Here is a 25,213-nt window from a genome sequence, read left to right on the forward strand (position 1 = left end):
GGGCTGTGGATGGTGAGTCAAGGGTTTGGGGGACTGGCCATTAGGCTGATCCGGTGACCCCGGAACAGCTCGCTGAGAAGATCCTGCAGGCCCTGGCCGCGCTCGCCGCCGACGGCGCCATCACCGTCGAGGGCGGGCTGCCGCGCGAGCTGAAGGTCGAGCGACCCAAGAACCCCGAGCACGGGGACTACGCGACGAACGTCGCCATGCAGCTGGGCAAGCGGGCCGGGATGAATCCGCGCGCGTTCGCCGAGCTGCTCGCCGCCAAGCTGCAGGGCGACGAAGCCATCACCGCGGTGGAGATCGCCGGGCCCGGTTTCATCAACCTCCGGGTCGCGGCCGATGCCCAGGGCAAGGTCGCGCAGGCGATCCTCGACGCGGGCCCGAAGTACGGCACCAGCGACAGCCTCCAGGGGCGGGCGATCAACCTCGAGTTCATCTCGGCGAACCCGACCGGCCCGCTGCACCTCGGCCACACCCGCTGGGCCGCCGTCGGTGACGCGCTCGGCCGGGTGCTGGCCGCCGCGGGCGCGAGCGTCAGCCGCGAGTTCTACATCAACGACCGCGGCAACCAGATGGACAAGTTCGGCGCCAGCCTGCAGGCTGCCGCGCACGGGCACAAGATCCCCGAGGACGGGTACCACGGCGAGTACATCCTCGACCTGGCGAAGCAGATCGCCGAAGAGGTCCCGGACATCCTGACGTTGCCCGAGGACGAGCAGGTGATCGCGTTCCGCGAGGCGGGGTACGAGCGGCAGCTCAAGGAGCAGCAGGACCAGCTCGAGCACTTCCGGACCAAGTTCGACGTCTGGTTCTCCGAGCGCAGCCTGCACGAGCAGGACGGCGTACCGCACGCGATCCAGAAGCTCCGCGACCAGGGGCATCTGTACGAGGCGGACGACGCGCTCTGGATGCGGACCACGGACTTCACCGACGACAAGGACCGCGTGCTGATCCGGTCGAACGGCGAGCCGACGTACTTCGCCTCCGACGCGGCGTACTACGTGAACAAGCGCGAGCGTGGTTTCGAGACGTGTATCTACATGCTCGGCGCCGACCACCATGGGTACGTGAACCGGCTGAAGGCGATCGCGGCCTGCGCCGGCGACGACCCCGAGCACAACATCGAGGTCCTGATCGGCCAGCTGGTGAAGATCCTCAAGGGTGGCGAGGAGATGAAGCTGTCCAAGCGGGCCGGCACCATCGTCACGCTCGCGGAGCTGGTCGAGGAGGGCGGCGTCGACGCGCTGCGCTACACGCTGTGCCGCTACCCGACCGACTCCCCGCTGACCCTGGACATCGAGGAGATGACCCGGCAGGCCAGCGAGAACCCGGTGTACTACGTCCAGTACGCACACGCCCGCCTGGCCTCGATCGTCCGGAACGCCGACGAGCTCGGTATCAAGCTCGACGAGTTCGACCCGGGCCTGCTCAGCCACGAGCGTGAGGGCGACCTGCTCCGCGCGCTGGCCGAGTTCCCGCGGGTCGTTGCGACTGCCGCGGAGCTGCGCGAGCCGCACCGTATCGCGCGGTACCTCGAGGACACCGCGTCCGCTTTCCACAAGTTCTACGACAGCTGCCGCGTGCTGCCGCGCGGCGACGAGGAGGTGGAGCCGGTGCACAAGGCTCGCCTGACCCTGGTCTCCGCGACGCGGACCGTGCTCGCCAACGGGCTCGACCTGCTCGGCGTCTCCGCACCGGAGCGGATGTGAGGGCGCACGAGGCGGGCGCGCTGCACGCCGACATCGGTCACAAGGCTCCGCAGTGGCTGCGCGCACCGCGTGACCCCAACGACCTGGTCGCCGCGCTCTGGTCGCACACGGCCAAGAAGAACGGTGAAGGCGCCCTCGAGGTCGGCGGCGTCGACGTCCGGGAATTGGTCGCCGAGCACGGCAGCCCGGCGTACGTGCTGGACGAGGACGACTTCCGTTCCCGGGCGCGCGCGTTCAAGCACGCCTTCAAGGACTTCGACGTCTACTACGCCGGCAAGGCGTTCCTGTGTACGACGGTCGTCCGCTGGGTGATGGAAGAGGGCCTGAACCTCGATATCTGCAGCGGGGGAGAGCTCGCCGTCGCGCTGCGGGCCGGCGCCGACCCCAAGCGGTTGGGGTTCCATGGCAACAACAAGTCCGAGTCCGAGCTGGCCCGGGCGCTGGACGCGGGCGTCGGCCGGATCATCGTCGACTCGCAGTACGAGATCACCCGGCTGATCGAGCTCGCCGCCGAACGCAACGTGGTCGCCCCGGTGATGGTCCGGGTCACCGCGGGCGTCGAGGCGCACACCCACGAGTACATCGCGACCGCGCACGAGGACCAGAAGTTCGGGTTCTCGATCACCTCCGGCGCCGCCTTCGAAGCCGTTGCCCGGGTCAACGAATCCTCGGAGCTGGAGTTGCTCGGACTGCACTCGCACATCGGCTCGCAGATCTTCGACTCGTCCGGTTTCGAGGTCGCCGCGAAGCGCGTGATCGCCTTGCACGCAAGGGTTTCCGACGAGCTCGGTGTCGACATGCCGGAGCTCGACCTGGGCGGCGGCTTCGGGATCGCGTACACCACCCAGGACGACCCGTCCGACCCGGCGCAGCTGGCCACCGAGATGGGCAAGATCGTCGAGCACGAGTGCCGTGCGTTCGAGGTCGAGATGCCGAAGGTGTCGATCGAGCCCGGCCGCGCGATCGTCGGCCCGGCGATGTGCACGGTCTACCTGGTCGGCACGGTCAAGGAGGTCGAGCTGGACGCCGGCGCCGCCCGGACGTACGTGTCTGTCGACGGCGGCATGAGCGACAACATCCGCACCGCGCTGTACGACGCCGACTACTCGTGCACGCTCGCCAACCGGTACTCCGACACCCCGCCGACGCTGGCTCGGGTGGTCGGCAAGCACTGTGAGTCCGGGGACATCGTCGTGAAGGACGAGTTCCTGCCCTCCGACGTCCAGCCGGGCGACCTGATCGCCGTCCCCGGCACCGGCGCGTACTGCCGGTCGATGGCGAGCAACTACAACCACGTACCGCGGCCACCGGTGATCGCGGTCAAGGACGGCCACATGCGCGTCGTCGTACGCCGTGAGACCGAAGACGACCTGCTTCTCCTCGACATGGGGGCCGCCGAATGAACGACACCGTGAACGACGACAAACCTCTCAAGGTAGGCCTGCTCGGTTGCGGAGTGGTCGGCACCGAGGTGGTGCGGATCCTGACCGAGCAGGCGGACCATCTCGCGGCCCGCGTCGGCGCCCCGCTGGAGATCGCGGGCATCGCCGTACGACGTCCCGGCCGCGCCCGCGACATCGCCGTCGACCCGGCCCTCATCACCACTGACGCCCACGCGCTGGTGTCCCGCGGCGACCTGGACCTGGTGATCGAGGTGATCGGCGGTCTCGAACCCGCCCGCAGCCTGATCCTGACCGCGCTCGAGCACGGTGCCTCGGTCGTCACGGCGAACAAGGCGCTGCTCGCCGAGGACGGCCCGACACTGTTCGCCGCCGCGGAGAAGTACCAGCGCGACCTGTACTTCGAGGCCGCCGTCGCCGGCGCGATCCCGATCCTGCGGCCGCTGCGTGAGTCGCTCGCCGGTGACGACGTGACCCGGGTGATGGGCATCGTCAACGGCACCACGAACTTCATCCTCGACAAGATGGACAGCACCGGCGCCGGTTTCGACGAGGCGCTCGAAGAGGCCCAGGCGCTCGGGTACGCCGAGGCTGACCCGACTGCCGACATCGAGGGCTTCGACGCCGCCGCGAAGGCCGCACTGCTGGCCAGCCTGGCGTTCCACACCCGGGTCTCGATCGCCGACGTGCACCGCGAGGGCATCACCGAGGTGACCGCGACCGATATCGCTTCGGCCCGCGAGATGGGCTGCGTGGTGAAGTCGCTGGCGATCTGCGAGCTGGACGAGGCGACCGACTCGGTGAGCGCCCGGGTGTACCCGGCGATGATCCCGCTCACCCACCCGTTGGCCAGTGTTCGGGACGCGTACAACGCCGTTTTCGTGGAGAGTAAGGCAGCCGGACGGCTGATGTTCTATGGTCGTGGTGCCGGCGGCGCCCCGACGGCCAGTGCAGTCCTCGGGGATCTGGTGTCCGCCGCGCGCAACCGGCTCAAGGGCGTGCCGGGGGTCGGCGAGTCGTCGTACACCCAGCGGGCCGTGCGGCCGATGGGCGACGCGATGACCCGCTACCACGTGTCGCTGGACGTGGCCGACAAGGCCGGTGTGCTGGCGGCGGTGGCCCATGCCTTCTCGGAGCACGACGTGTCCATCCAGACCGTCCGCCAGGAGGGCCGGGGCAGTGACGCGCAACTGGTGGTGGTCACCCACACCGCGACCGACGCCGCGTTGTCCGCGACCGTGGAGTCCTTGCGGGACATGGACATCGTCCGTGAAGTCAGCAGTGTGATGCGGGTAGAAGGCGAGTAACACCACATGGTTCAGCAGCGTCGTCATCAATGGCTAGGCGTGATCGAGGAATACCGTGACCGGCTGCCGGTCTCGACCGATACCCCGGTCGTCACGCTCGGCGAGGGCGGGACGCCGCTGGTGGCCGCGCAGTGGCTGAGCGAGCAGACCGGCTGCGAGGTCTGGCTCAAGGTCGAGGGCAACAACCCGACCGGCTCGTTCAAGGACCGCGGGATGACGGTGGCGATCTCGCTGGCCGCACAGGCTGGTGACAAGGCGGTCGTCTGCGCCTCCACCGGCAACACCTCGGCGTCGGCGGCGGCGTACGCCGTTCGCGCCGGGATGCTGCCGCTGGTGGTGATCCCGGCCGGCCGGATCGCGAAGGGCAAGCTCGCCCAGGCGGTCGTGCACGGCGCGAAGCTGGTGCAGATCGACGGTGGGTTCGACGACTGCCTGCGGATCGTCCGCGAACTCGGCAAGAACTACCCGGTCGCGCTGGTGAACTCGGTCAACCCGGTCCGCCTGGAAGGGCAGAAGACCGCGGCCTTCGAGGTCTGCGACGCGCTCGGTGACGCGCCGGACCTGCACCTGCTGCCGGTCGGTAACGCGGGCAACATCGCGGCCTACTGGAAGGGCTACCAGGAGTACGCCAAGGACAAGCTCGCCACCCGGACGCCGAAGATGTGGGGTTTCCAGGCCGAGGGCGCGGCGCCGATCGTGCGCGGCTCCATCGTGGAGAAGCCGGAGACCGCCGCGACCGCGATCCGGGTCGGGAACCCGGCGTCATGGACGCTGGCCGAGGCCGCGCGGGACGAGTCCGGCGGCCGGATCGAACTGGTCACCGACGAGCAGATCCTGACCGCGCAGCGTGACCTTGCCGCCCGCGAAGGTGTCTTCGTGGAGCCGGCTTCGGCGGCGGGCGTCGCCGGGCTGCTGCACGCCAAGGCGCAGGGCTGGTTGCCGGGCGGTTCGACGGTCGTGATCACCGTCACTGGTCACGGCCTGAAGGACATCGACACCGCGCTCGGCCACGCGACCTTCGAAGAACCCCCCATCACACCAGCGGACACCGACGCCGTTGCCCGCATCGCCGGCCTCGCCTGACCGCCATGGGCGAGCACAAGCCATGTGACCAGGTCCGGGTTCGCGTTCCAGCCACGAGCGCGAACCTCGGCCCCGGCTTCGACGCGTTCGGTCTCGCGCTGACCTTGTACGACGACCTTGTCGTCACCCCGTGCGGCTCCGGAGTAACCGTCGAGGTGACGGGGTGCGGCGAAGGCGAAGTACCGCTGGACGAGACGCATCTGGTGGTGCGGTCGATCCGGGCCGGGCTCGAGGCGCTGGGTGCTCCGGTGCCCGGATTCACCCTGCGGTGCGAGAACCGGATCCCGCACGGACGCGGTCTGGGGTCGTCGTCGGCCGCGATCGTCGGCGGGCTCGCGGCGGCGTACGCACTGGCCGGCGAACCGGTCGACCGCGAGCGTCTCGTCGTACTGGCGAACGAGCTCGAGGGACACCCCGACAACGTGGCAGCGGCCGCCTTCGGCGGCTTCACGATCGCTTGGACGGAAGGCACAGCGTCGTTTGAAGAGCGTGGCCGCGCGGTCAGGTTGGAACCGGCGGCCGGAACGGCTGTAGTTGCTTACGTACCGGACAATCGCGTGCTGACCAAGGAGGCGCGCGGACTCCTGCCGAGCGTTGTTTCCCACAGTGATGCGGCGGCCAATGCAGGGAAGGCTGCTCTCCTTGTCGCGGCGATGACAGGGCGGCCGGAGTTGCTGCTCACCGCGACCGAGGATCGCCTGCACCAGGAGTACCGCGAGCCGGCCATGCCGGAGAGCCTCGCGCTGGTGCACAAACTGCGCGGCAGCGGACTCGCCGCGCTCGTCAGCGGTGCCGGTCCGACGGTCGCCGTACTCGGCAGTCAGGACGGGAAGAGCGCAGGTCAGGACCTGTTTTTCCGCGGTACGCCGGATGCGCCGGACGGCTGGACGAAGTACGAGCTGGAGATCGATCCAGTCGGCGTACAGGTCTGGTCGATGGAAGCCGGCTGATCCGGGAATGCCGGGCCGCTGACACGCGTTGTAGGCCTCGAGTCGGCAGAAGGACCTGTAGTGGTGCTAGTCTCGACTCACCCGATCCCCTCCAGGTGATCGGCGTGCTCTCGCCACGATCCGGGCTGTGCTCCCGGCACCCTGTGTTGTGTGGCGACCCCCCTGTGGATGTGACCTTGCGCCGCCTGCGTCGGAGATGTCCGGGGGACTCAGATCGAGCGAGAGACTCTTGTACACCACGTGCCCGTTGTGCGGCCGTGGGTGGAATGAAATTGGTCGATGAGCCGTGTCGGACATCGACGATCCGTGTGGGAAGGACCTCACGTGACAGAAACTGTTGAAGCCTCCAGTGGAGCTGACGCCGCGGCGACCGCCGCGACGCGTCGCCGGAAAGCCGGAGGCGGCCTCGAGGGCATGCTGCTCCCCGAGCTCAAGCAGCTCGCCGGGACGCTTGGCATCAAGGGCACCGGCGCACTGCGCAAGGGCCAGCTGATCGAGGCGATCAAGGCCGCCCAGACCGGCGGGTCCGCCGGTTCTTCTGCGGGCGGCTCGACGAGTGGCTCGAAGGCGAAGGCACCGCGGTCGACGCAGCCGACGCTCGACGAGGCCGCAGAGGCGCCGGCGGCGAAGACCGCGGCGCCCGCGAAGCGCGAGGGCGGCAGCCGCCGGACCCGCGCCGCCGCCCAGAAGGACCCGCAGAAGGACGCGACCACCGACGCCGCGCCGAACGGTGCTGCCCCCGAGGCCGCCGTCGAAGCGCCGGCCGCGAAGGTCGTGCAGCCGGAGACGGCTGCCCCGAACGGTGCCCAGAGTGGTGCCGTCGAGCGGGTGGAGACCCGCACCGAGGAGCGTGCTGAGGACCGCGGCGAGAGCCAGGGCCGCACCCGCGAGCGGAACCGCGACAACGCCCGCGAGCAGAACCGGGACAACAACCGGGACAGCCGCGACGGTAGCCAGGGCCGCGACCGCAACCGCGACGGCAGCCAGAACCGGGAGCAGAACCGCGAGCAGAACCGGGACAACAACCGGGACGGCCAGCGCGACGGCAACCGGGACGGCAACCGTGACGGGAACCGTGACACCAACCGGGACAACCGCGGTGACAACCCGCGGAACCGGCAAGACCGTCAGGACCGGCAGGACCGGCAGGACGACCGGGGCGAGGAAGGCGAGGGCCGTCGCCGGCGCCGCCGGGGTCGCGACCGGGAACGCACCCGCGACGGCCAGCCGACCGGCGGCCGTGACGGCGGTCGGGACAGCGGTCGCGACACCAGCCGCACCCGCGGCCGCGGCGAGCGGTACGACACCGAGCCGACGATCAGCGAGGACGACGTACTCGTCCCGGCCGCCGGCATCCTCGACGTACTCGACAACTACGCGTTCGTCCGGACCAGCGGCTACCTGCCGGGCCCGAACGACGTGTACGTCGCGCTCTCGATGGTGAAGCGCTACGGCCTGCGCAAGGGCGACGCGATCACCGGTGCGGTGAAGCAGCCGCAGGAGGGCGAGCGCAAGGAGAAGTTCAACCCGCTGGTGCGGATCGACACCGTGAACGGCGCTGACCCGGAGATCGCCAAGCAGCGGCAGGACTTCAACAAGCTCACCCCGCTGTACGCGACCGAGCGGCTCCGCCTGGAGACCGAGCCGGGCGTGCTGACCACCCGGATCGTCGACATCGTCAGCCCGATCGGCAAGGGGCAGCGTGGCCTGATCGTCTCGCCGCCGAAGGCCGGTAAGACGATGGTGCTGCAGGCGCTCGCGAACGCGATCACCACGAACAACCCCGAAGTACACCTGATGGTCGTGCTGGTGGACGAGCGGCCCGAAGAGGTCACCGACATGCAGCGCACGGTCAAGGGTGAGGTCATCGCCTCGACCTTCGACCGCCCGGCCGACGACCACACCACGGTCGCGGAGCTGGCGATCGAGCGCGCGAAGCGGCTGGTGGAGCTCGGCCACGACGTCGTCGTACTGCTGGACTCGATCACCCGGCTCGGCCGCGCGTACAACATCGCGGCGCCGGCCAGCGGCCGGATCCTGTCCGGTGGTGTCGACTCGTCCGCGCTGTACCCGCCGAAGCGGTTCTTCGGTGCGGCCCGCAATATCGAGGACGGCGGCTCGCTGACCATCCTCGCGACCGCGCTGATCGAGACCGGCTCGAAGATGGACGAGGTGATCTTCGAGGAGTTCAAGGGCACCGGCAACATGGAGCTCCGGCTGCGCCGCGAGTTCGCCGACCGGCGGATCTTCCCGGCCATCGACGTGGTCGCCTCCGGCACCCGCCGCGAGGAGCTGCTGATGTCCAAGGACGAGACCCAGGTGGTCTGGAAGCTGCGCCGGGTGCTGTCCGCGCTCGACGGGCAGGCCGCGCTGGAGCTCCTGATCGGCAAGCTCAAGGAGAGCAAGTCGAACATCGAGTTCCTGCTCCAGGTCAACAAGACCACCCCGTCGACGGGCACCAGCCACAGCACCACCAACGGCGACTGATAGGCGACTGAACGACCCTCGATTACCGGTTTGCCGCCCTCGGGTGGCAAACTGGTATGTCGGTTCCGGTTCACACTCGCACCGTGCGGGCGACCCGGGGCACCTGAAACCTAGGAGACTGTCTTGAAGAGCGACATCCACCCGACGTACGTCGACACCACGGTGACCTGTACCTGTGGCGCCACGTTCACGACGCGCTCGACCGCGGAGAACGGCGTGATCCACGCCGACGTGTGCTCGCAGTGCCACCCCTTCTACACCGGCAAGCAGAAGATTCTCGACACCGGTGGCCGGGTGGCCCGCTTCGAGAAGCGGTACGCCAAGAAGTAGCTTTCCTGCCGCGCGCCGGTCTCGCCTGTCATGGGCGGGACCGGCGCGCGGTTTGTGTTGTCAGCAGGTTCCCGAGAGGAGGAGTGCGGCATGTTCGAGGCAGTCGAGACGCTGAAGGCGGAGTACGCCGAGCTGGAGCGGCAGATGTCGGAGCCGGAGCTGCACTCCGACCAGGCCAACGCCCGCCGGGTCGGCAAGCGGTACGCCGCGCTGGCCCCGGTCGTCCGGACGTACCACGAGTGGTTGCAGACCGGGGACGACATCGAGGCCGCGCGCGAGCTGGCCCACGAGGACCCGGCGTTCGCCGAGGAGGCGGTCCGGCTGACCGCCCGGCGTGAGGAGCTCGCCGAGCGGCTGCAGACGCTGCTGGTTCCGCGGGACCCCAACGACGACAAGGACGCGATCCTCGAGATCAAGGCGGGTGAGGGCGGCGACGAGTCCGCGCTGTTCGCCGGCGACCTGCTGAAGATGTACCTGAAGTACGCCGAGTCGCAGAACTGGAAGACCGAGGTGCTCGACTCGGCCGAGTCCGACCTGGGCGGGTACAAGTCGATCACGGTCGCGGTGAAGGCGAAAGGTACGCCGGAGCCGGGCGAGGCGCCGTACGCGAAGCTGAAGTTCGAGGGCGGCGTGCACCGCGTCCAGCGGGTGCCGGTGACCGAGTCGCAGGGGCGGATCCACACGTCCGCGGCCGGCGTGCTGGTGCTGCCGGAGGCCGAGGACGTCGACGTCGAGATCGACCAGAACGACCTGCGGATCGACGTGTTCCGGTCGTCCGGTCCGGGTGGGCAGAGCGTGAACACGACCGACTCCGCGGTCCGGATCACCCACGTCCCGACCGGCATCGTGGTCTCGATGCAGAACGAGAAGTCCCAGCTGCAGAACCGTGAGCAGGCGATGCGGGTCCTGCGTTCCCGCCTGCTGGCCGCCGCGCAGGAGGCGGCCGACCAGGAGGCGTCGGACGCCCGGCGGTCGCAGATCCGGACCGTCGACCGTTCGGAGCGGGTCCGTACCTACAACTTCCCGGAGAACCGGTTCTCCGACCACCGCGTCGGCTACAAGGCGCACAACCTCGACCAGGTCCTCGGCGGCGAACTGGCGCCGGTGATCCAGGCCCTGACCGAGGCCGACCTGACCGCCCGGCTCGAGGCCGTCGATTCGCAGTGAGCGCCAAAGCTCTGGTCTCCGAGGCGGCGGCGCGGCTGCGGGAGGCGGGGGTTGCCTCGCCCGATTTCGACGCCGCGGAACTGCTCGCCTTCGTCACCGGTTCCAGCCGGCTGCACCTGCGTGAACCGACGCCTGACCAGCAGGTTCAGTACGACGCCTTGATCGCGCGACGGGCCGCGCGGGAGCCGTTGCAGCATCTGACGGGTACGGCGGCGTTCCGGTATCGGGAGTTGGCGATCGGGCCTGGGGCGTTCGTGCCCCGCCCGGAGACCGAGGTCATGGTCGGCTGGATCCTCGAGCGGATCGCCGGCGTTCGCGATCCGTTGGTTGTCGATCTGTGTAGCGGATCGGGGGCGATCGCGGGCGCGGTCGCGACCGAGCGTCCCGACAGCACGGTGCACGCGGTCGAACTCTCATCGGACGCGGTCGTTTGGGCTCGCCGCAACTTGGAGGGCACAGGCGCGGTCCTGCACGAGGGCGACATCGACGGGTGCCTCCCGGAGCTCGACGGTCAGGTGGACGCGGTGATCTCCAACCCGCCGTACATTCCGTTGACCGCGTGGGAATCCGTGACGGCCGAGGTGCGCGACCACGACCCGGCCCTTGCGCTCTGGTCCGGTGATGACGGTCTTGACGAGATCAAGGTGGTCGCCGCGACCGCAGGCCGGTTGCTCAAGCCGGGCGGCTGGTTCGCCTGCGAGCACGCCGACGTCCAGGGCGAGTCAGCCCCCGCGGTCTTCGCCGCGACCGGCCTCTTCACCGAGGTCCGCGACCAACTGGACCTCTCCGCCCGCCCCCGCTTCGCAACTGGCCGCCGGATCTAGGCCTGGCCAGGTCCTGTTCGCGGATCCGGCCGATCGCCGGTGCCTCGGGTTGCCGGCGCGTGAGCCGGCAGACGACCGGGAAGTGATCCGCGCCAGGTACCTGCACGACCTCGACCTCGCGCGCGACCAGATCCGGTGTGGAGAACAGCCGGTCGATCGAACGGCCGTCCGGGGTGGTGACAGGTGGCGGGTCGCCGAACGCGTCGACCAGACCGAGCGTCTCGCCGAAGAACTCCCGCGGGTTCGGCATGTTCAGATCACCCGCCACAACCGCCCGACGAACACCGCGCGCCGCCAGCTCGTCCCGCAGGTACGCCGTCATCTGCGCACCGAACTCTCGCCCAGGGCCCTCGCGATACGTGTACTCGACCGCTGAGGCGCTCCGGAACATGTGGATCGGACACACCTGTCCGCCGACGAGGTCGACCTCACCGAGCGCCCCGAAGTCACCCCGCGCGACCAGGAAACCCTTCGGATGCGGGTCCATCGGCTCACCGGTCCGCCAGTGCAGGAAGTCGATCGACGGATTCGGCAGGTCGATCCGCTCCAGTTCGGTCAGCGGGTACGTCGACGCGATCCCCACCCCCAGCCGCTCCACGCCAGGGATGTGCGAGTCCGAGAACCCGTGCTGCAGGCCGTACGTCTTCCGCCCCGGCATGGCTGCCGCGGTCAGCCGTTCGAGCTGATCGCCGTCCGGGTCCAGCTCGGTCACGATCAGCACATCCGGCTGCAGCCCCGCGAGCGCCTGGCCGAAGTCCGCCGTACGGTCGGCGTCGTCGTAGCCGTCGGGGCCGACCAACCGACCACCGGCGATATTGGCGAAGGCGATCGAGATCATTCGTAGACCACCAGTTCTGGGCGGGGCTTCAAGGCCAGCACCTGGGTGGGGGTCATCAGGGGACCGTGGCGGGTGTCCTCGGTGTAGAAGAGCTTGAAGCCGACGTGGACCGACGGTGGGAGAGCCGTGGTGAGTTTGGTCCACGTCTTGAGCTTGTCCGTGTGCGCGCCGATCCCGTCGACCGACTTGATCGTCACGACTCCGGGATGCGGCTTCAGTGCCTTCTCGCCGGTGACGATCCGCGGCGACAGTTGGTGGAACACGAACACCTTCTCCGGCAGGCCGTTCGCCTGCACCAGCCCCGAGAGGTACGCCGCGATGCTGTCGAGCTCCGCGCCGGTGGTGTGCCCGAACACCCGGCCAGGCACCTGAGTCGGGCCGACCGCCCACTCGGGGTCGAACGCGAGCCCGACGTCCGGTTCCTTCAGCCATCGCTCGAGCCGCTGCACCTCGGGCAGGATCTTCGCGCGCCCGGGCTGGATGTCGAGCAGCAACAGCATCTTGTGCTTCCGCGCGACCGTCAGGTACTGCTCGATCTTCGCGTCGTCCAGCCGCCCGCGGTACAGCCCGTCCTTGCCGCGCGATCCTCTCGCGACAACGGCGATCAGCTCCATCACCGGCAGCGGCGTCCGCCCTGCTGCGTAAGCGCGCGACAGCCTGTCCAGCTTGGCCGCCTTCGCGTCCAGGTCCTTGTCCAGCGGCCCCAGCGCGGGCGAGCCCGGCAGTCCGACGTACGCGACCAGCTGGTACTTCGGGAAGATCACTCGCCCGCCGCGTGGCAGTCCGTCCGGTGCTGGTGGGAGCGCGGGTGTGGAATGCGCAGTCGTCGGAGGTGGCGCGGCCGGTGCGGGCTTGTCGTCGCTACACGCCACCAGACCTAGCAGTACGACGGCCAGCGCCCCACAGACTTTCCGCACCGCACCAGCCAATCACACCTCAAGCGGCGGCGGCGGTCCGCTCAAGTCCACCGGCGGCGCGCAACACCATCGACTCCGGTCCCTCGTCGAGCGCTAGCTCCAGTGCACGCGCAAAATGCGGTCGTGCCTGTGTCAGATCGCCCTTCGCCAGCAGTGTCTCGGCCAGCCGCAGGTACGCGTTCTGCTGCGACTGCTTCGAGTCGCTCTCCAACGCCAGCTCCAGCGACCTGCGTCCGACGTCGATCGCCTCGGCCCACTGGCGCTGCCGTGCGTACGCCGTACCCAGGAACGCGTACGTGTAGATGAGGCTGTAGTCGGCTCCCCGTTCCACCCCGAGGTCCCTGGCTATCGTCAGAGCCGCCACAGCGTCGTCCACGCGGTCCAGCTCGAGCAGGCACTCACCGATCCCGTTCAGCACCTCTCCCCGTACGGCGGGATCACCCAGCTCCAGCGACTCCTGGTACGCCGACAGCGCCCGAGAGAACTCCCCGCGGTCGCCGTACGTCACCCCGAGGTACGCCAGCACCCGTGATGCGATGCCGACCTCACCAGCTTGCCGAGCGACCTTCAACGCCTCATCGAGTACGCCGAGCGCCTCCTCGTCGGGATGCAGCTTCGCCAGGCTGTAGCCGATCGACGCGAGCAGCCGTGCCCGCAACGCCAGATCCGCGTCCTGCGGCAGCCTGTCGCGTGCGTCCTGCAGTGTCCGCAGACTCGCCTCAGCGCCGAGGCGGTAGCGCCCGAGGCTGCCGATCGACAACAGCACCCGTGCCTCTACCGAGGCGTCCGGAGCGGCACGCAGCGCGAGCTCCAGCGCCTCGTCCATCTCGTAGACCCGCCCGCGTTGGAAGAAGCAGGACGCCACGGCCAGACCGAGCCGCCACGCGTGTTCGGACGCACCACTCGACTCGGCGAACCGGATCGTCGCCAGCACGTTCGCACCCTCTGTATCGATCCACTCGAGTCCGTCGGACGCCGACGTGAACTCAGGCAACCGCACCGGCACCGGCTCCGGCAGCGGTTGCAGCTGGCTGCTGAAGATCGCCGTACTCGCGGCTGACGTCGCGTAGAGGTAGTAGTCGAGCAAACGGCGTACTGCGTCCGGCTCGGGGTCCAGTGTGCGCGCGTACTGCCGCAGCAGGTCGTGGAACTGGAAACGGCCAGGACGCAGCTGCAACACCAGGTTGGCGTCGACGAGCTGCTCCAGCAGGTCCTCCGCGTCAACAGCGTCCACATCGGCCAGCGCCGCAGCGGCGTACATGTCGACGTCCTGACCGGTCATGGCACCGAGCAGACGGAACAGGCGCTGCTGGTCGGACGGCAGATGCTCGTAGGACAAGGCGAACGCGGGGGAGACGCCACCGCTGTCAGTGCTGAGCTCGGCCAGCCGCCTGTCCTCGGCGGCGAGTCGTTTGCTGAGGTGCTCGATCGTCCAGCTCGGCCGATGCCGCAGCCGCGAACCAGCCACCCGAATCGCCAACGGGAGGTGCCCGCACTGGCTGACCACCTGTGCCGCAGCAGCTGTGTCACCAGCACGGTCCGGTCCGACGATCTCTGCAAGTAGCTCCCGTGCGTCCTTAGGCCGCAGTACGTCGAGTGCCAGCCGAGCAGTCGCGTCCAGACCGGTCAGCTGTCGCCGACTGGTCACCAGCACGCCACACTGCGGGCTCCCGGCCAGCAACGGCCGTACTGCGGCACTGTCGGGTGCGTTGTCGAGTACTACGAGGATGCGCCGGCCAGCCAGCTCAGAACGCCACAGTGCGGCCCGCTCCTCGAGGTCAGCGGGGATGCGGTCCGCCGGGACGGACAGCGTGCGCAGCAAGCGATCCAGGGCCTGCAGCGCCGACACCGGCTCGTTGCCGGGCGTGTAGCCGTGCAGATCGATGAAGAGCCGCCCGTCCGGGTACACGTCCGCCAGCTGACGTGCAGCGCGTACAGCGAGCGCAGTCTTGCCAACACCCGCCATACCGTCGATCGCAACGACCGCAGGTCCTGGTGTGCGCAGTGCGTCGACCACCTGGCTCAGTACGTCGTCACGGCCGACGAACGCCGCACCGTCGTACGGCAGCTCGTCGCGGAGCACCGGACGGGCAACCGGCTCGTCGTTGCGCAGAATGCGTTCGTGGATCGCCCGGAGCGACGGACCGGGCTCTACACCGAGCTGCTCGACCAGCTCCTCCCGTGTCCGGGTGTAGGTGTCGAGCGCTTCGGAACTCCGGCCGCTGCGCCAGTACGCCAGCATCAGCTGTCCGGCGAACTGCTCACGCAGGCGATCAGCCTCGACCAGCGCGACCAGCTCCGGTACCAGGTCGCCGTACCGGCCGCGCTCCAGGTCGAGGTCGATCCGCTCCGCCAGCACCTTCAGCCGGCGTTCCGTCAGCCGGTGCCGCTCGACACCGACGTAGTGCCCGGGCAGGCCGCCCAACGGCTCACCCTTGAACAACGCAAGGGCTTCCGACAGGTTCGCCGCCGCTTCGTCGAGGTCGTCGGTCGCATGCGCGGCGCTGACGAGATGCTCGAACCTGGTCAGGTCGAGCGCGTCCGGAGCGAGCCGCAGGCTGTACCCGTCCCGCGAGCTGACCAGCACGTCCTTCGGCAGCAACTGCCGCAACCGATACGCGTACGTCGGAACGATCCGGGTCCCGCTGCTCGGTGGCGCGTCGTTCCACACCAGGTCGACCAACTCGTCGGCCGGAACCACCTGGTTCGGACGGAGCGCCAGCACAGCCAGGAAGGCCTGCTGGCGCAGCGGTCCGAGCTCCAGCCTGCGGTCGCCCGACCAGCCGCGCAGAGGACCCAGCAGGTCGAGCCGCAGGTCCTCTGTCACGGAAGACAGTCTGTCAGCTACACCGCGTTCTCACCTAGGTAGGTGTCGATCTCGGACAGCAGGGCCGACTTCACCGAGTCCTCGGCGAACGACACCCGAACAGCGGTCTTGGCCAACTCGCCGACCCCGGCCTCGTCCAGGTCGAGCAGCCGCGCCGCGACGGCGTACTCGTTGGTGAGGTCCGTCCCGAACATCGGCGGGTCGTCGGAGTTGATCGTGACGACCAGGCCGGCGTCGACCATCGCGCGCAGCGGGTGCTCGTCGTACGACGCGACCGCGCGGGTGGCGATGTTGGACGTCGGGCTGACCTCCAGCGGGATCCGGTGCTCGCCGAGGTAGTCGACCAGCGCCGGGTCCTGCATCGTCGACGTACCGTGGCCGATCCGCTCGGCCTTCAGCAGCCGCACCGCGTCCCAGATCGTCTCCGGACCGGTCGTCTCGCCCGCGTGCGGGACGCTGCGCAACCCGGCCGCGACCGCCGCCTCGAAGTGCGGCTGGAACTGCGGCCGCGGTACGCCGATCTCCGGCCCGCCGAGCCCGAACCCGACCAGGCCCTCGGGGCGGATCTTGGTCGCGATCCGCAGCGTCTCGTCGGCGGCCGGGAGGCCTGCCTCACCGGAGATGTCGAAGATCCACCGCAGTACCAGGCCGAACTCCTTCTCGGCCGCGACCCGCGCGTCCTCGATCGCCTCGCAGAACGCCTCGGCGGCGATCCCGCGGACCACCGACGTGTACGGCGTGACGGTCAGCTCGGCGTACCGCAGGTTCTGCTGCTCGGCCATCTCGCGGGCGATCTCGTAGGTCAGCAGCCGGACGTCCTCGGGCGTCTTGATCAGCTCGACGACGCTCAGGTAGATCGCGATGAAGTGGGCGAAGTCGCTGAACCTGAAGTACTCCGCCAGCAGGGCCGGATCGGTCGGCACCGGCGACTCGGGGTGCCGGGCGGCGAGCTCGGCGACGATCCGCGGCGACGCGGACCCGACGTGGTGGACGTGCAACTCGGCCTTCGGCAACCCGGCAAGGAACTCACGCGACACAGTCATGCGGGGGATCTTAAAGAGAACCTCGGCCGTTCGGGTGCAAAGCTGACAATCGTTTGTCAGTAACGACCCGGTTAGGGTCCGGGCCTGCGTGAGTGGCACGATTCACTCCGTGAGTGAGCGCTTCGACTTCACCGGGGACGAACTGGCACCGGCGTACCGCGCAGCGGTGGACGCCATCGAGGCCGGCGACCTGGTCGTGCTGCCGACCGACACCGTGTACGGCCTTGCCGCCGACGCCTTCAAGGCCGACGCGGTCCAGCGGCTGCTGGACGCCAAGGGGCGCGGCCGGGACATGCCGCCGCCGGTGCTGATCTCGGTGGTGGAGTCGCTCGACGCGCTCGCCACCGATGTGCCGGACAACGGCCGCAAACTCTGCGAGGAGTTCTGGCCGGGGCCGCTGACTGTGATCTGCCACGCGCAGACGTCGCTGATGTGGGACCTGGGGGAGACCCAGGGCACGGTCGCGCTCCGCGTGCCGGACCACGAGAACACCCGCGAGCTGTTGTCGCGGACCGGGCCGCTCGCGGTCAGCTCCGCGAACAAGTCCGGGCAGCCGGCGGCGCTGGACGTGTACGACGCCGAGGAGCAACTGGGCGAGTCGGTCGCCGTGTACCTCGACGGCGGCGAGGCAACCGGAGGACAGCCGTCCACCATCGTCGACCTCACCGGCGACACCCCCCGCGTGGTCCGCGTCGGCGCCCTCACCCTCGAACAACTCCGCGCAGTAGTCCCCGAGGTAGCCGGCGAATCCGACGAGCCGCCCGCCGAACCCGACGAGAAGCCGGACGAGACCCTCGACGAAAAGCTCGACGAGACGGCTGAGGAGAAGGTCGAGGACGAGGCCGACGAGAAGGTCGAGGACGAGGCCGACGAGAAGGCGGAGCCAACTGAGGAGCCGGTTGTGGCGTCCAAGGAGGACGAGGCGAAGACCGATCCCGATGTGAGGCCTGCCGACTAGTGCGCGAGTACCTGCTGGTCCTGTTCGTGGCGATGGCCACGACCTTCCTGCTGACCGGCGTGGCCCGGCAGATCGCGCTGCGGTACGGCGCGGTCGCGAAGGTCCGGGCCCGGGACGTGCACAAGGTCCCGATCCCGTACTTCGGCGGCCTGTCCATCCTCGGCGGCCTGATCGCCGGCTTCGCGGTCGCCTCGAGCCTGCCGTTCCTCGGCAACAGCCTGCAGGTCGCGCACGACGCCCGGGCGATCCTGGTCGGCGGCGTGGTGATCTGCGCGGTCGGCGTGGTCGACGACCTGTACGAGCTGGACGCGATCACCAAGCTGGCCGGCGAGGTGCTCGCGGTCGGCGTACTCGTTGTCCAAGGCATCCAGTTGTACTGGCTCCCGCTGCCCGGCGGCGTGATCTCGCCGTCGCCCGCGCAGCTCGCCGTCCTGACCGCGGGCATCCTGCTGGTGTCCTGCAACGCGGTGAACTTCGTCGACGGCCTGGACGGTCTCGCGGCCGGCGTCACCGCGATCGGCGCGACCGCGTTCTTCGTCTACTCGTACCTGCTGAACGTTCACGAGAACCTCGACCGCGCCACCACCTCGACTCTCATCACGGTCGCGCTGGCCGGTGCCTGCCTCGGCTTCCTGCCGCACAACTTCTTCCCCGCAAGGGTCTTCATGGGCGACTCCGGCGCCCTGCTGATCGGCCTGATGCTGGCCGCGTCGACGATCAGCCTGACCGGCCAGATGGACCCGAACGCGGTCCCGTACGAGGTCGGCGGCTCCAGCCTGCTGCCCGCACTGCTGCCACTGGTGTTGCCGATCGCCATCCTCGCGATCCCCGCGCTGGACCTGACGATGGCCTACGTACGCCGTACCAAGGCCGGCCGGTCACCGTTCGCCGCGGACAAGCAGCACCTGCACCACCGCCTGATGCAACGCGGCCACTCGCACCGCCGGGCGGTCCTGCTGATGTACCTGTGGACCGCCTTGATCGCGTACGGCGTGGTGGTCCTCGGCCTCGTCCTGACCTGGTGGACCGCCCTCGTCGTCCTGGCCGTCGCGGTCACCGCGGTCCTGCTCACGACCGGTCTGCCGAGACGATCCGGGAAACCGCTCGCCAAAGTCTGAGTCCCCGCTGAGAGGGACCAGACCACTCGTCGGTGTGGCCTACCGATAAGGTGTGGCTGTACAGCGGCAGGGACCTCGTTTTGCTGACCATGCAGACTTTGTGCTAGTTTTCACAAGCACCAGCAAAGATCAGCGACACCCCTGACCCCGCCCACCCGACGAGCTGGCCGCGAGACCAGCACGCCAGCAGGACGGAACCACCAGATGGCTCCTTCGGCCCACAGCCCGAAAATCGCCGGACAAGCGACCAAGCACCCGGCGTTGGCGATGTTGCGTGGCGCTCTGGTCGCCGCGCTGGTCGTCGGCGTGAACGCCGCCGCCGTGTCCACGGTCGCCGCCGGAGTTCCCGGCCTCCTGGGTGCCCTGCTGGGAATGCTGACGGTCGTCGTGTTCTCCGGCGCCGGGCTGATCGCGCTGCACCTTTCCCGTAAGACTTCCCCGACCATGCAGCTCGCCGTCGCGATGGCGTCGTACACCGGCCGGATCGCGATCTTCGGTGGTCTGCTCGCGCTCGCGCTGAACTCGGACGGCCTGGCCAGGCACGTGAATCTGACCGTGCTCGGCCTGGTTGCCATGGTTGTCGTGATGGGCTGGATGGCCGGCGAGATCTGGGCCTGGTCCCGGCTCCGCGTGCCGATCTACGACCTCGACAAAGAGGTGACGGCGTGAGCACCCTCGGTAACGATTTCCCTGCTGTGGTGGAGATTACGGGGCCCGATGTGACCGTCGATGTCACCAACTGGTACGTTTCGGGTGCCAATGAGCGAGCATCAGGATCCGAAGCCATCACCCCCGAATTCGGGCGACGGCTGGCGGGTCCTGTCCTACTTGATCGGCGGTGTCCTGGTCTACGGGGGCATCGGCTTCGGGCTGGATCGCCTCTTCGGCACCGAATTCTTGCTTCCGGTGGGCATCGTCCTCGGTGCCGGGCTCACCATCTTGATGTTGCACTTCCGGTACGGGTCGCGGTCCTGACCTCGGATCTGGTCCCTACGATCTTGACCGGGTCTGACGTTGTTGACCGCCCCCTGAGCTGCACTGCCCTGAGCCGCCCTGCCCCTGACTTCCAGGCGTCCGACTTGAGCACGACGCGAGAGGAGACCCGGTGACCGCCGGCGTTCCGACCGAGTTCAATCCACCCGGTCCACAGAACTTCGAGACCCCCCCGATCATCCACGGTGTCGACTGGTTCACCAAGCCCGTGCTGGTGGCCGCGCTGTCCGTCGTGGTGATCGTCTGGTTCTTCTGGGGTGCGTCCCGCAAGGCCGCGATCGTGCCGAGCAAGCTGCAGTTCGCCGGCGAGCTCGGCTACAACTTCGTCCGGAACTCGATCGCCCGGGACGCGATCGGCAGCGCGGACTACATGAAGTTCGTGCCGTACCTGACCGGCCTGTTCTTCTTCATCCTGCTGAACAACGTCGCCGCGACGATCCCGCTGATCCAGTTCCCGACGTTCAGCCACATCGGCTGGGCGTACGTGGCCGCGATCATGAGCTGGGTCATCTACAACGCGGTCGGGATCAAGAAGAAGGGCCTGTGGGGCTACTTCAAGCACCAGACCATGCCGGCCGGCGTGCCGATCTGGCTGATGCCGCTGATGATCCCGATCGAGTTCATCTCGAACATCCTGGTCCGGCCGATCTCGCTGAGCCTGCGGCTGTTCGCGAACATGTTCGCCGGTCACATCCTGCTGCTGGTGTTCGTGCTCGGCGGCGAGTACATGGTCTTCGAGTCCGGCAGCATCGCGATCGGCGGTGTCGGCATCATCACCTTCCTGATGGCGCTGGCGATCGCCGGGCTGGAGCTGTTCGTCCAGGCCATCCAGGCCTACATCTTCGTCGTCCTCACCGCGCAGTACATCGGCAGCGCGATCGCCGACGAGCACTGATCCGCACCACCCCGCAGTACCCCTAGACCGGTAGTAACGGAATCCCGGATAGCCGCTATCCGTACTGAAAGGAAACACCGCAATGGTGAGCAACATGGCTCTCGCAATCACCGGTGACATCGCCGTTCTGGGCTATGGCCTCGCTGCCATCGGCCCGGGTGTTGGCGTCGGCCTGATCTTCGCCGCCGTGATCAACGGCACGGCGCGTCAGCCCGAGGCTCAGAGCAAGCTGCAGTCGATCGCGTGGATCGGCTTCGGCGTCACCGAGGTGCTCGCGATCATCGGTATCGCCCTCGCCTTCGTGTTCAAGGGCTGACCCCTTCCCCCTGACTGACAGGACCCAGACATGCTGACGTTACTTCTGCCGCTGACAGAGGCCGCGGACGAGGCGCCGAGCCCGCTGCTGCCGCACACGGCCGAGATCATCTTCGGTTTCGTCTTCCTGGTCCTCTTGGCCATCGCCTTCGCCAAGGTCGTCGTACCGAAGTTCGAGAAGGCGTACGCCGATCGGACCGCGGCGATCGAAGGCGGGATGAACGAGGCCAAGGCGGCCCAGGCCGAGGCGAAGGCGGCTTTGGACAAGTACAACGCGCAGCTGGCCGAGGCCCGGCAGGAAGCTGCGAAGATCCGCGAGGACGCCCGCGAGCAGGGTGCCCAGATCATCGCGGAGATGCGCGAGCAGGCGAACGCCGAGGCCGAGCGGATCGTCACGCACGCCCGCGCGCAGATCGACGCCGAGCGGACGCAGGCGGTTGCCTCGCTGCGCGGTGAGGTCGGCACGATGGCGACCACGCTGGCCGGCCGGATCGTCGGCGAGTCGCTCGAGGACGAGGCCCGGCAGCGCCGGACCGTCGAGCGGTTCCTGGCCGAGCTGGAAGAGTCGGAGTCCGCCCGTCAGGCTGTCGGAACGGACGGCTGATGCGCGGCGCGTCGAACGATTCACTCGCCCGGGCCGAGCAGGCCCTGGCGGGTGCGACCCCGGCCGAAGGGCTGGGCGGCGAGCTGTTCTCGATCGCCAAGCTGCTGGACGGCAGCGGCGCGCTCCGGCGCGCCCTGACCGACCCGGCGCGGCCGGCCCGGACCAAGGCCGCACTGGCCGAGCAGCTGTTCGGCGGCAAGATCTCCCCCCAGGCGTTGGAGATCCTGTCCGTCGCGGTGTCCGGTCGCTGGGTCAGCGGCCGGGACCTGGGCAACGCCCTGGACCAGCTGAGTGTCGAGGCCGAGGTGGCCTACGCCGACACCCGGCGGAAGCTGGACGAACTCGAGGACGAGCTGTTCCGGCTGGACCGGGTGGTCGCTGCCGAGCGCGCCCTGGCCGAGAAGCTGGGCGACCGGGGCATCCCGGCCGAGCACCGGCAGGAGCTGATCCGCGGACTGCTGCAGGGCAAGGCCGACGCCACCACGGTGCGGCTCGCCGAGCGGGCCGTGGACGGCCGCGGCCGCTCCTTCGCGGCGTCGATGCGGTCCTACCAGGTCGCCGCGGCGGCCCGGCGGAACGCCAGCATCGCGACCGTGCGGGTGGCCACCGACCTGACCGAGGCGGAGCGCACCCGGCTCGCGACGGCCCTCGGACGGCAGTACGGCCGGGACATCCAGCTGAACGTGATCGTCGACCCGCACGTGGTCGGCGGCGTCCGGGTGGACATCGGCGACGAAGTGATCGACGGAACCATCGCGGCCAAGCTCGACGACGCGCAACGGCGCATCGCGGGCTGAACCCCCTTAACGACATACAGCGGCGCTAAGGGTCGGGAAAGCCTCTTAGAGCCACAACAGGCCAGCAAGGGTCAAAGGAAGCAGGAAACACAATGGCTGAGCTCACGATCAGGCCGGAGGAGATCCGGGACGCCCTGGATCGGTTCGTCACCGAGTACCAACCGGCCGACACCGCCGCCGAAGAGGTCGGCACCGTGGTCGACGCGGGTGACGGCATCGCGCACGTCGAGGGGCTGCCCTCGGTGATGACCAACGAGCTGCTCGAGTTCGAGGACGGCACCCGGGGTATCGCGCTGAACCTCGACGTCCGCGACATCGGTGTCGTCGTCCTCGGTGAGTTCGACGGGATCGAGGAGGGCCAGCAGGTCCGCCGTACCGGTCAGGTGCTGTCGGTGCCGGTCGGCGAGGGCTACCTCGGCCGCGTCGTCGACCCGCTGGGCAAGCCGATCGACGGCCTGGGCGAGATCCAGGGCATCGACGGTGACCGCGCGCTCGAACTCCAGGCCGCCGGCGTGATGCAGCGCCAGGAGGTCCGCGAGCCGCTGCAGACCGGTATCAAGGCGATCGACGGCATGATCCCGATCGGCCGCGGCCAGCGCGAGCTGATCATCGGCGACCGCAAGACCGGTAAGACGGCGATCGCGGTCGACACGATCATCAACCAGAAGGCGAACTGGGACTCCGGCGACCCGAAGAAGCAGGTCCGCTGCATCTACGTCGCCATCGGCCAGAAGGGCTCGACGATCGCGTCGGTCCGCGGTGCGCTCGAAGAGGCCGGCGCGATGGAGTACACCACCATCGTCGCCTCCCCGGCGTCCGACCCGGCCGGCTTCAAGTACGTCGCGCCGTACACCGGTTCGGCGATCGGCCAGCACTGGATGTACCAGGGCAAGCACGTCCTGATCGTCTTCGACGACCTGACCAAGCAGGCCGAGGCCTACCGCTCGATGTCGCTGCTGCTGCGCCGCCCGCCGGGCCGCGAGGCGTACCCGGGTGACGTCTTCTACCTGCACAGCCGCCTGCTGGAGCGCTGCGCGAAGCTGTCCAACGAGCTCGGCGCCGGCTCGATGACCGGTCTGCCGATCATCGAGACCAAGGCGAACGACGTGTCGGCGTTCATCCCGACCAACGTCATCTCGATCACCGACGGCCAGATCTTCCTGCAGTCCGACCTGTTCAACGCCAACATCCGGCCGGCCATCGACGTCGGTATCTCGGTGTCCCGCGTCGGCGGCGCCGCGCAGGTCAAGGGCATGAAGAACGTGTCCGGCTCGCTGAAGATCGACCTGGCGCAGTTCCGCGCGATGGAGGCCTTCGCGATGTTCGCGTCCGACCTGGACGCCACCTCGCGGCGCCAGCTGGACCGCGGTCAGCGCCTGGTGCAGCTGCTCCGTCAGCCGCAGTACTCGCCGTACCCGGTCGAGGACCAGATCGTCTCCATCTGGGCCGGCACCAAGGGCCACTTCGACGACGTACCGGTGAACGACGTGCTCCGCTTCGAGCGGGACTTCCTGGACTACCTGCGCCGGGAGAGCAAGGTGCTCGACGCGATCCGTGAGTCCGGGCTGTTCGGCGACGACGAGGCACAGGCCGTCACCGACGCGCTGAAGGCGTTCAAGCCGACGTTCCAGACCTCCGAGGGCACGCTGCTCGGCACCGAGGCGGAAGCCGAGGCGATGGACGAGGGCGACGTGGAGCAGGAGCAGATCGTCCGGCAGAAGCGGGGCTGATCGACCGTGCCAGCCAATCTGCGGGAGCTTCGCGATCGCAAGGCCTCGGTCTCGACGATCAAGAAGCTCACCCGGGCGATGGAGCTCATCGCGGCGTCCCGGATCGTCAAGGCGCAGCAGCGCGCCCAGGCGGCCGGTCCGTACGCGCGTGAGCTCACCCGTGCCGTGTCGGCGGTGGCGACGTTCTCGAACGTCGACCACCCGCTGACCACCGAGAAGGAGAACCCGCGCCGCGCCGCGGTGCTGCTGATCACCTCCGACCGCGGTCAGGCCGGTGCGTACTCGGCCAACGTGATCCGCGAAGGGGAGCGGCTGAACCAGTTGCTCCGCGAGGACGAGAAGCAGATCGTTCCGTTCATCAGCGGCCGCAAGGGCATCGCGTACTACACGTTCCGGCAGCGCGAGGTCGCGCAGTCGTGGTCCGGTGACTCCGACAACCCGAGCTTCGCCCGGGCGCGGGAGATCGCCGACGCGCTGATCGAGGCCTTCCTGACCCCGACCGAGGAGGGCGGCGTGGATGAGATCCACATCGTCTTCACCCGGTTCGTGTCGATGCTCACCCAGCGCGCGGACGTGATCCGTCTGCTGCCGCTGGAGGTCGTCGAGGGCGAGGAAGCGCCGGCCGCCGACGACGTACTGCCGCTGTACGAGTTCGAGCCGTCGGCCGAAGAGGTGCTCGACGGACTGCTGCCGAAGTACGTCGCCAGCCGGATCCACTTCTGCATGCTGCAGGCGGCGGCGTCGGAGCTGGCCAACCGCCAGCGGGCGATGAAGTCGGCGACGGACAACGCGCAGGACCTGATCGAGAAGCTCACGCGGGACCTGAACCAGGCCCGCCAGGCCCAAATTACCCAGGAAATCAGCGAGATCGTCGGTGGCGCCAGCGCGCTGGCCGACGCGAACGCCGGGAGCGAGTGA

23 protein-coding genes are annotated in these 25,213 nt (G+C 68.8%); 19 read left to right on the forward strand and 4 right to left on the reverse strand.

Translation table 11 applies throughout. The features are described from left to right. The first annotated feature begins 53 nt into the window (after positions 1-53). The 9 genes from argS to prmC all read left to right on the forward strand — a co-directional run bounded on the left by argS (position 54) and on the right by prmC (position 11,260). Positions 54-1,712, forward strand: coding sequence for an arginine--tRNA ligase (gene argS, locus EV649_RS31530; protein WP_130387304.1), 1,659 nt, complete (start codon positions 54-56; stop codon positions 1,710-1,712). Next, positions 1,709-3,115 (forward strand): diaminopimelate decarboxylase, encoded by a 1,407-nt coding sequence (gene lysA / locus EV649_RS31535; RefSeq protein ID WP_130387305.1) that lies wholly within the window; start codon positions 1,709-1,711, stop codon positions 3,113-3,115. Before argS ends, lysA begins: the two co-directional genes overlap by 4 nt. Further along, positions 3,112-4,419, forward strand: a complete 1,308-nt coding sequence (locus EV649_RS31540; RefSeq protein ID WP_130387306.1) for a homoserine dehydrogenase — start codon at positions 3,112-3,114, stop codon at positions 4,417-4,419. The genes lysA and EV649_RS31540 overlap by 4 nt, the downstream gene beginning before the upstream one ends. A 6-nt stretch (positions 4,420-4,425) precedes the next feature. Then, positions 4,426-5,502 carry a threonine synthase gene (gene thrC / locus EV649_RS31545; RefSeq protein WP_130387307.1) on the forward strand — a complete coding sequence of 359 codons (1,077 nt, stop codon included), beginning with the start codon at positions 4,426-4,428 and terminating at the stop codon, positions 5,500-5,502. 5 nt (positions 5,503-5,507) lie between these two features. Continuing rightward, positions 5,508-6,452, forward strand: coding sequence for a homoserine kinase (gene thrB / locus EV649_RS31550; RefSeq protein ID WP_130387308.1), 945 nt, complete (start codon positions 5,508-5,510; stop codon positions 6,450-6,452). 324 nt (positions 6,453-6,776) lie between these two features. Continuing rightward, complete coding sequence (gene rho, locus EV649_RS31555) at positions 6,777-8,939, forward strand: transcription termination factor Rho (RefSeq protein WP_198682800.1); 2,163 nt, start codon at positions 6,777-6,779, stop codon at positions 8,937-8,939. A 123-nt stretch (positions 8,940-9,062) separates the two neighbouring features. Then, positions 9,063-9,269 (forward strand): 50S ribosomal protein L31, encoded by a 207-nt coding sequence (rpmE, locus tag EV649_RS31560; RefSeq protein ID WP_130387310.1) that lies wholly within the window; start codon positions 9,063-9,065, stop codon positions 9,267-9,269. A gap of 90 nt (positions 9,270-9,359) precedes the next feature. Continuing rightward, positions 9,360-10,436: a peptide chain release factor 1 gene (prfA, locus tag EV649_RS31565; RefSeq protein WP_130387311.1), complete on the forward strand. Its 1,077-nt coding sequence runs from the start codon at positions 9,360-9,362 to the stop codon at positions 10,434-10,436. Beyond that, entirely contained in the window at positions 10,433-11,260 is an 828-nt protein-coding gene (gene prmC / locus EV649_RS31570; protein WP_130387312.1) for a peptide chain release factor N(5)-glutamine methyltransferase, read from the forward strand. The genes prfA and prmC overlap by 4 nt, the downstream gene beginning before the upstream one ends. Here the strand turns inward: prmC and EV649_RS31575 are convergent. The 4 genes from EV649_RS31575 to EV649_RS31590 are packed head-to-tail and all read right to left on the reverse strand — an operon-like array spanning position 11,193 to position 16,885. Beyond that, positions 11,193-12,098 (reverse strand): endonuclease/exonuclease/phosphatase family protein, encoded by a 906-nt coding sequence (locus tag EV649_RS31575; protein WP_130387313.1) that lies wholly within the window; start codon positions 12,096-12,098, stop codon positions 11,193-11,195. The two genes, prmC and EV649_RS31575, sit on opposite strands and share 68 nt — an antisense overlap. Next, the gene (locus EV649_RS31580) at positions 12,095-13,015 is read right to left on the reverse strand and encodes a hypothetical protein (protein WP_241998920.1); all 921 of its coding nucleotides are present in this window, start codon (positions 13,013-13,015) and stop codon (positions 12,095-12,097) included. The genes EV649_RS31575 and EV649_RS31580 overlap by 4 nt, the downstream gene beginning before the upstream one ends. 19 nt (positions 13,016-13,034) lie before the next feature. Then, the gene (locus tag EV649_RS31585; protein ID WP_130387314.1) at positions 13,035-15,842 is read right to left on the reverse strand and encodes a BTAD domain-containing putative transcriptional regulator; all 2,808 of its coding nucleotides are present in this window, start codon (positions 15,840-15,842) and stop codon (positions 13,035-13,037) included. Positions 15,843-15,859: 17 nt separating this feature from the next. Beyond that, positions 15,860-16,885 (reverse strand): adenosine deaminase, encoded by a 1,026-nt coding sequence (locus tag EV649_RS31590; RefSeq protein WP_130387315.1) that lies wholly within the window; start codon positions 16,883-16,885, stop codon positions 15,860-15,862. Between the two features lie 109 nt (positions 16,886-16,994). On the opposite strand from EV649_RS31590, the gene EV649_RS31595 reads away from it, so the two are divergent. The 10 genes from EV649_RS31595 (at position 16,995) to EV649_RS31640 (ending at position 25,213) form a co-directional block, all read left to right on the forward strand. After that, positions 16,995-17,843 (forward strand): L-threonylcarbamoyladenylate synthase, encoded by an 849-nt coding sequence (locus tag EV649_RS31595; protein WP_241998922.1) that lies wholly within the window; start codon positions 16,995-16,997, stop codon positions 17,841-17,843. Continuing rightward, the gene (locus EV649_RS31600; RefSeq protein ID WP_130387316.1) at positions 17,843-18,961 is read left to right on the forward strand and encodes an MraY family glycosyltransferase; all 1,119 of its coding nucleotides are present in this window, start codon (positions 17,843-17,845) and stop codon (positions 18,959-18,961) included. Before EV649_RS31595 ends, EV649_RS31600 begins: the two co-directional genes overlap by 1 nt. A 204-nt stretch (positions 18,962-19,165) precedes the next feature. Beyond that, positions 19,166-19,630 carry a hypothetical protein gene (locus EV649_RS31605; RefSeq protein WP_130387317.1) on the forward strand — a complete coding sequence of 155 codons (465 nt, stop codon included), beginning with the start codon at positions 19,166-19,168 and terminating at the stop codon, positions 19,628-19,630. A 90-nt stretch (positions 19,631-19,720) separates the two neighbouring features. Beyond that, complete coding sequence (locus EV649_RS31610) at positions 19,721-19,936, forward strand: hypothetical protein (protein ID WP_130387318.1); 216 nt, start codon at positions 19,721-19,723, stop codon at positions 19,934-19,936. Between the two features lie 130 nt (positions 19,937-20,066). Further along, the gene (gene atpB / locus EV649_RS31615) at positions 20,067-20,849 is read left to right on the forward strand and encodes a F0F1 ATP synthase subunit A (protein WP_130387319.1); all 783 of its coding nucleotides are present in this window, start codon (positions 20,067-20,069) and stop codon (positions 20,847-20,849) included. Between the two features lie 94 nt (positions 20,850-20,943). Beyond that, positions 20,944-21,165 carry an ATP synthase F0 subunit C gene (gene atpE / locus EV649_RS31620; protein ID WP_198682801.1) on the forward strand — a complete coding sequence of 74 codons (222 nt, stop codon included), beginning with the start codon at positions 20,944-20,946 and terminating at the stop codon, positions 21,163-21,165. Between the two features lie 30 nt (positions 21,166-21,195). Further along, a complete protein-coding gene (locus EV649_RS31625) occupies positions 21,196-21,768 on the forward strand; it encodes a F0F1 ATP synthase subunit B (protein WP_130387321.1) in 573 nt (190 codons plus the stop codon). Further along, positions 21,768-22,565 (forward strand): F0F1 ATP synthase subunit delta, encoded by a 798-nt coding sequence (locus EV649_RS31630; RefSeq protein WP_130387322.1) that lies wholly within the window; start codon positions 21,768-21,770, stop codon positions 22,563-22,565. The genes EV649_RS31625 and EV649_RS31630 overlap by 1 nt, the downstream gene beginning before the upstream one ends. A gap of 92 nt (positions 22,566-22,657) precedes the next feature. Beyond that, the gene (gene atpA, locus EV649_RS31635; protein WP_130387323.1) at positions 22,658-24,295 is read left to right on the forward strand and encodes a F0F1 ATP synthase subunit alpha; all 1,638 of its coding nucleotides are present in this window, start codon (positions 22,658-22,660) and stop codon (positions 24,293-24,295) included. Positions 24,296-24,301: 6 nt separating this feature from the next. Next, complete coding sequence (locus EV649_RS31640) at positions 24,302-25,213, forward strand: F0F1 ATP synthase subunit gamma (protein WP_130387324.1); 912 nt, start codon at positions 24,302-24,304, stop codon at positions 25,211-25,213.

Origin of the sequence: Kribbella sp. VKM Ac-2569 (assembly GCF_004216905.1) — a bacterium.
In the GTDB taxonomy this organism is placed as follows: domain Bacteria; phylum Actinomycetota; class Actinomycetes; order Propionibacteriales; family Kribbellaceae; genus Kribbella.

Coding starts and splice junctions, on each gene's coding strand:
- EV649_RS31540 (WP_130387306.1), top strand. CDS start 3,112: ATGAACGACACCGTGAACGACGACAAACCTCTCAAGGTAGGCCTGCTC.
- thrC (WP_130387307.1), top strand. CDS start 4,426: ATGGTTCAGCAGCGTCGTCATCAATGGCTAGGCGTGATCGAGGAATAC.
- thrB (WP_130387308.1), top strand. CDS start 5,508: ATGGGCGAGCACAAGCCATGTGACCAGGTCCGGGTTCGCGTTCCAGCC.
- prfA (WP_130387311.1), top strand. CDS start 9,360: ATGTTCGAGGCAGTCGAGACGCTGAAGGCGGAGTACGCCGAGCTGGAG.
- EV649_RS31575 (WP_130387313.1), bottom strand. CDS start 12,098: ATGATCTCGATCGCCTTCGCCAATATCGCCGGTGGTCGGTTGGTCGGC.
- EV649_RS31590 (WP_130387315.1), bottom strand. CDS start 16,885: ATGACTGTGTCGCGTGAGTTCCTTGCCGGGTTGCCGAAGGCCGAGTTG.
- EV649_RS31605 (WP_130387317.1), top strand. CDS start 19,166: ATGGCTCCTTCGGCCCACAGCCCGAAAATCGCCGGACAAGCGACCAAG.
- EV649_RS31610 (WP_130387318.1), top strand. CDS start 19,721: ATGAGCGAGCATCAGGATCCGAAGCCATCACCCCCGAATTCGGGCGAC.
- atpE (WP_198682801.1), top strand. CDS start 20,944: ATGGCTCTCGCAATCACCGGTGACATCGCCGTTCTGGGCTATGGCCTC.
- EV649_RS31625 (WP_130387321.1), top strand. CDS start 21,196: ATGCTGACGTTACTTCTGCCGCTGACAGAGGCCGCGGACGAGGCGCCG.
- EV649_RS31630 (WP_130387322.1), top strand. CDS start 21,768: ATGCGCGGCGCGTCGAACGATTCACTCGCCCGGGCCGAGCAGGCCCTG.
- atpA (WP_130387323.1), top strand. CDS start 22,658: ATGGCTGAGCTCACGATCAGGCCGGAGGAGATCCGGGACGCCCTGGAT.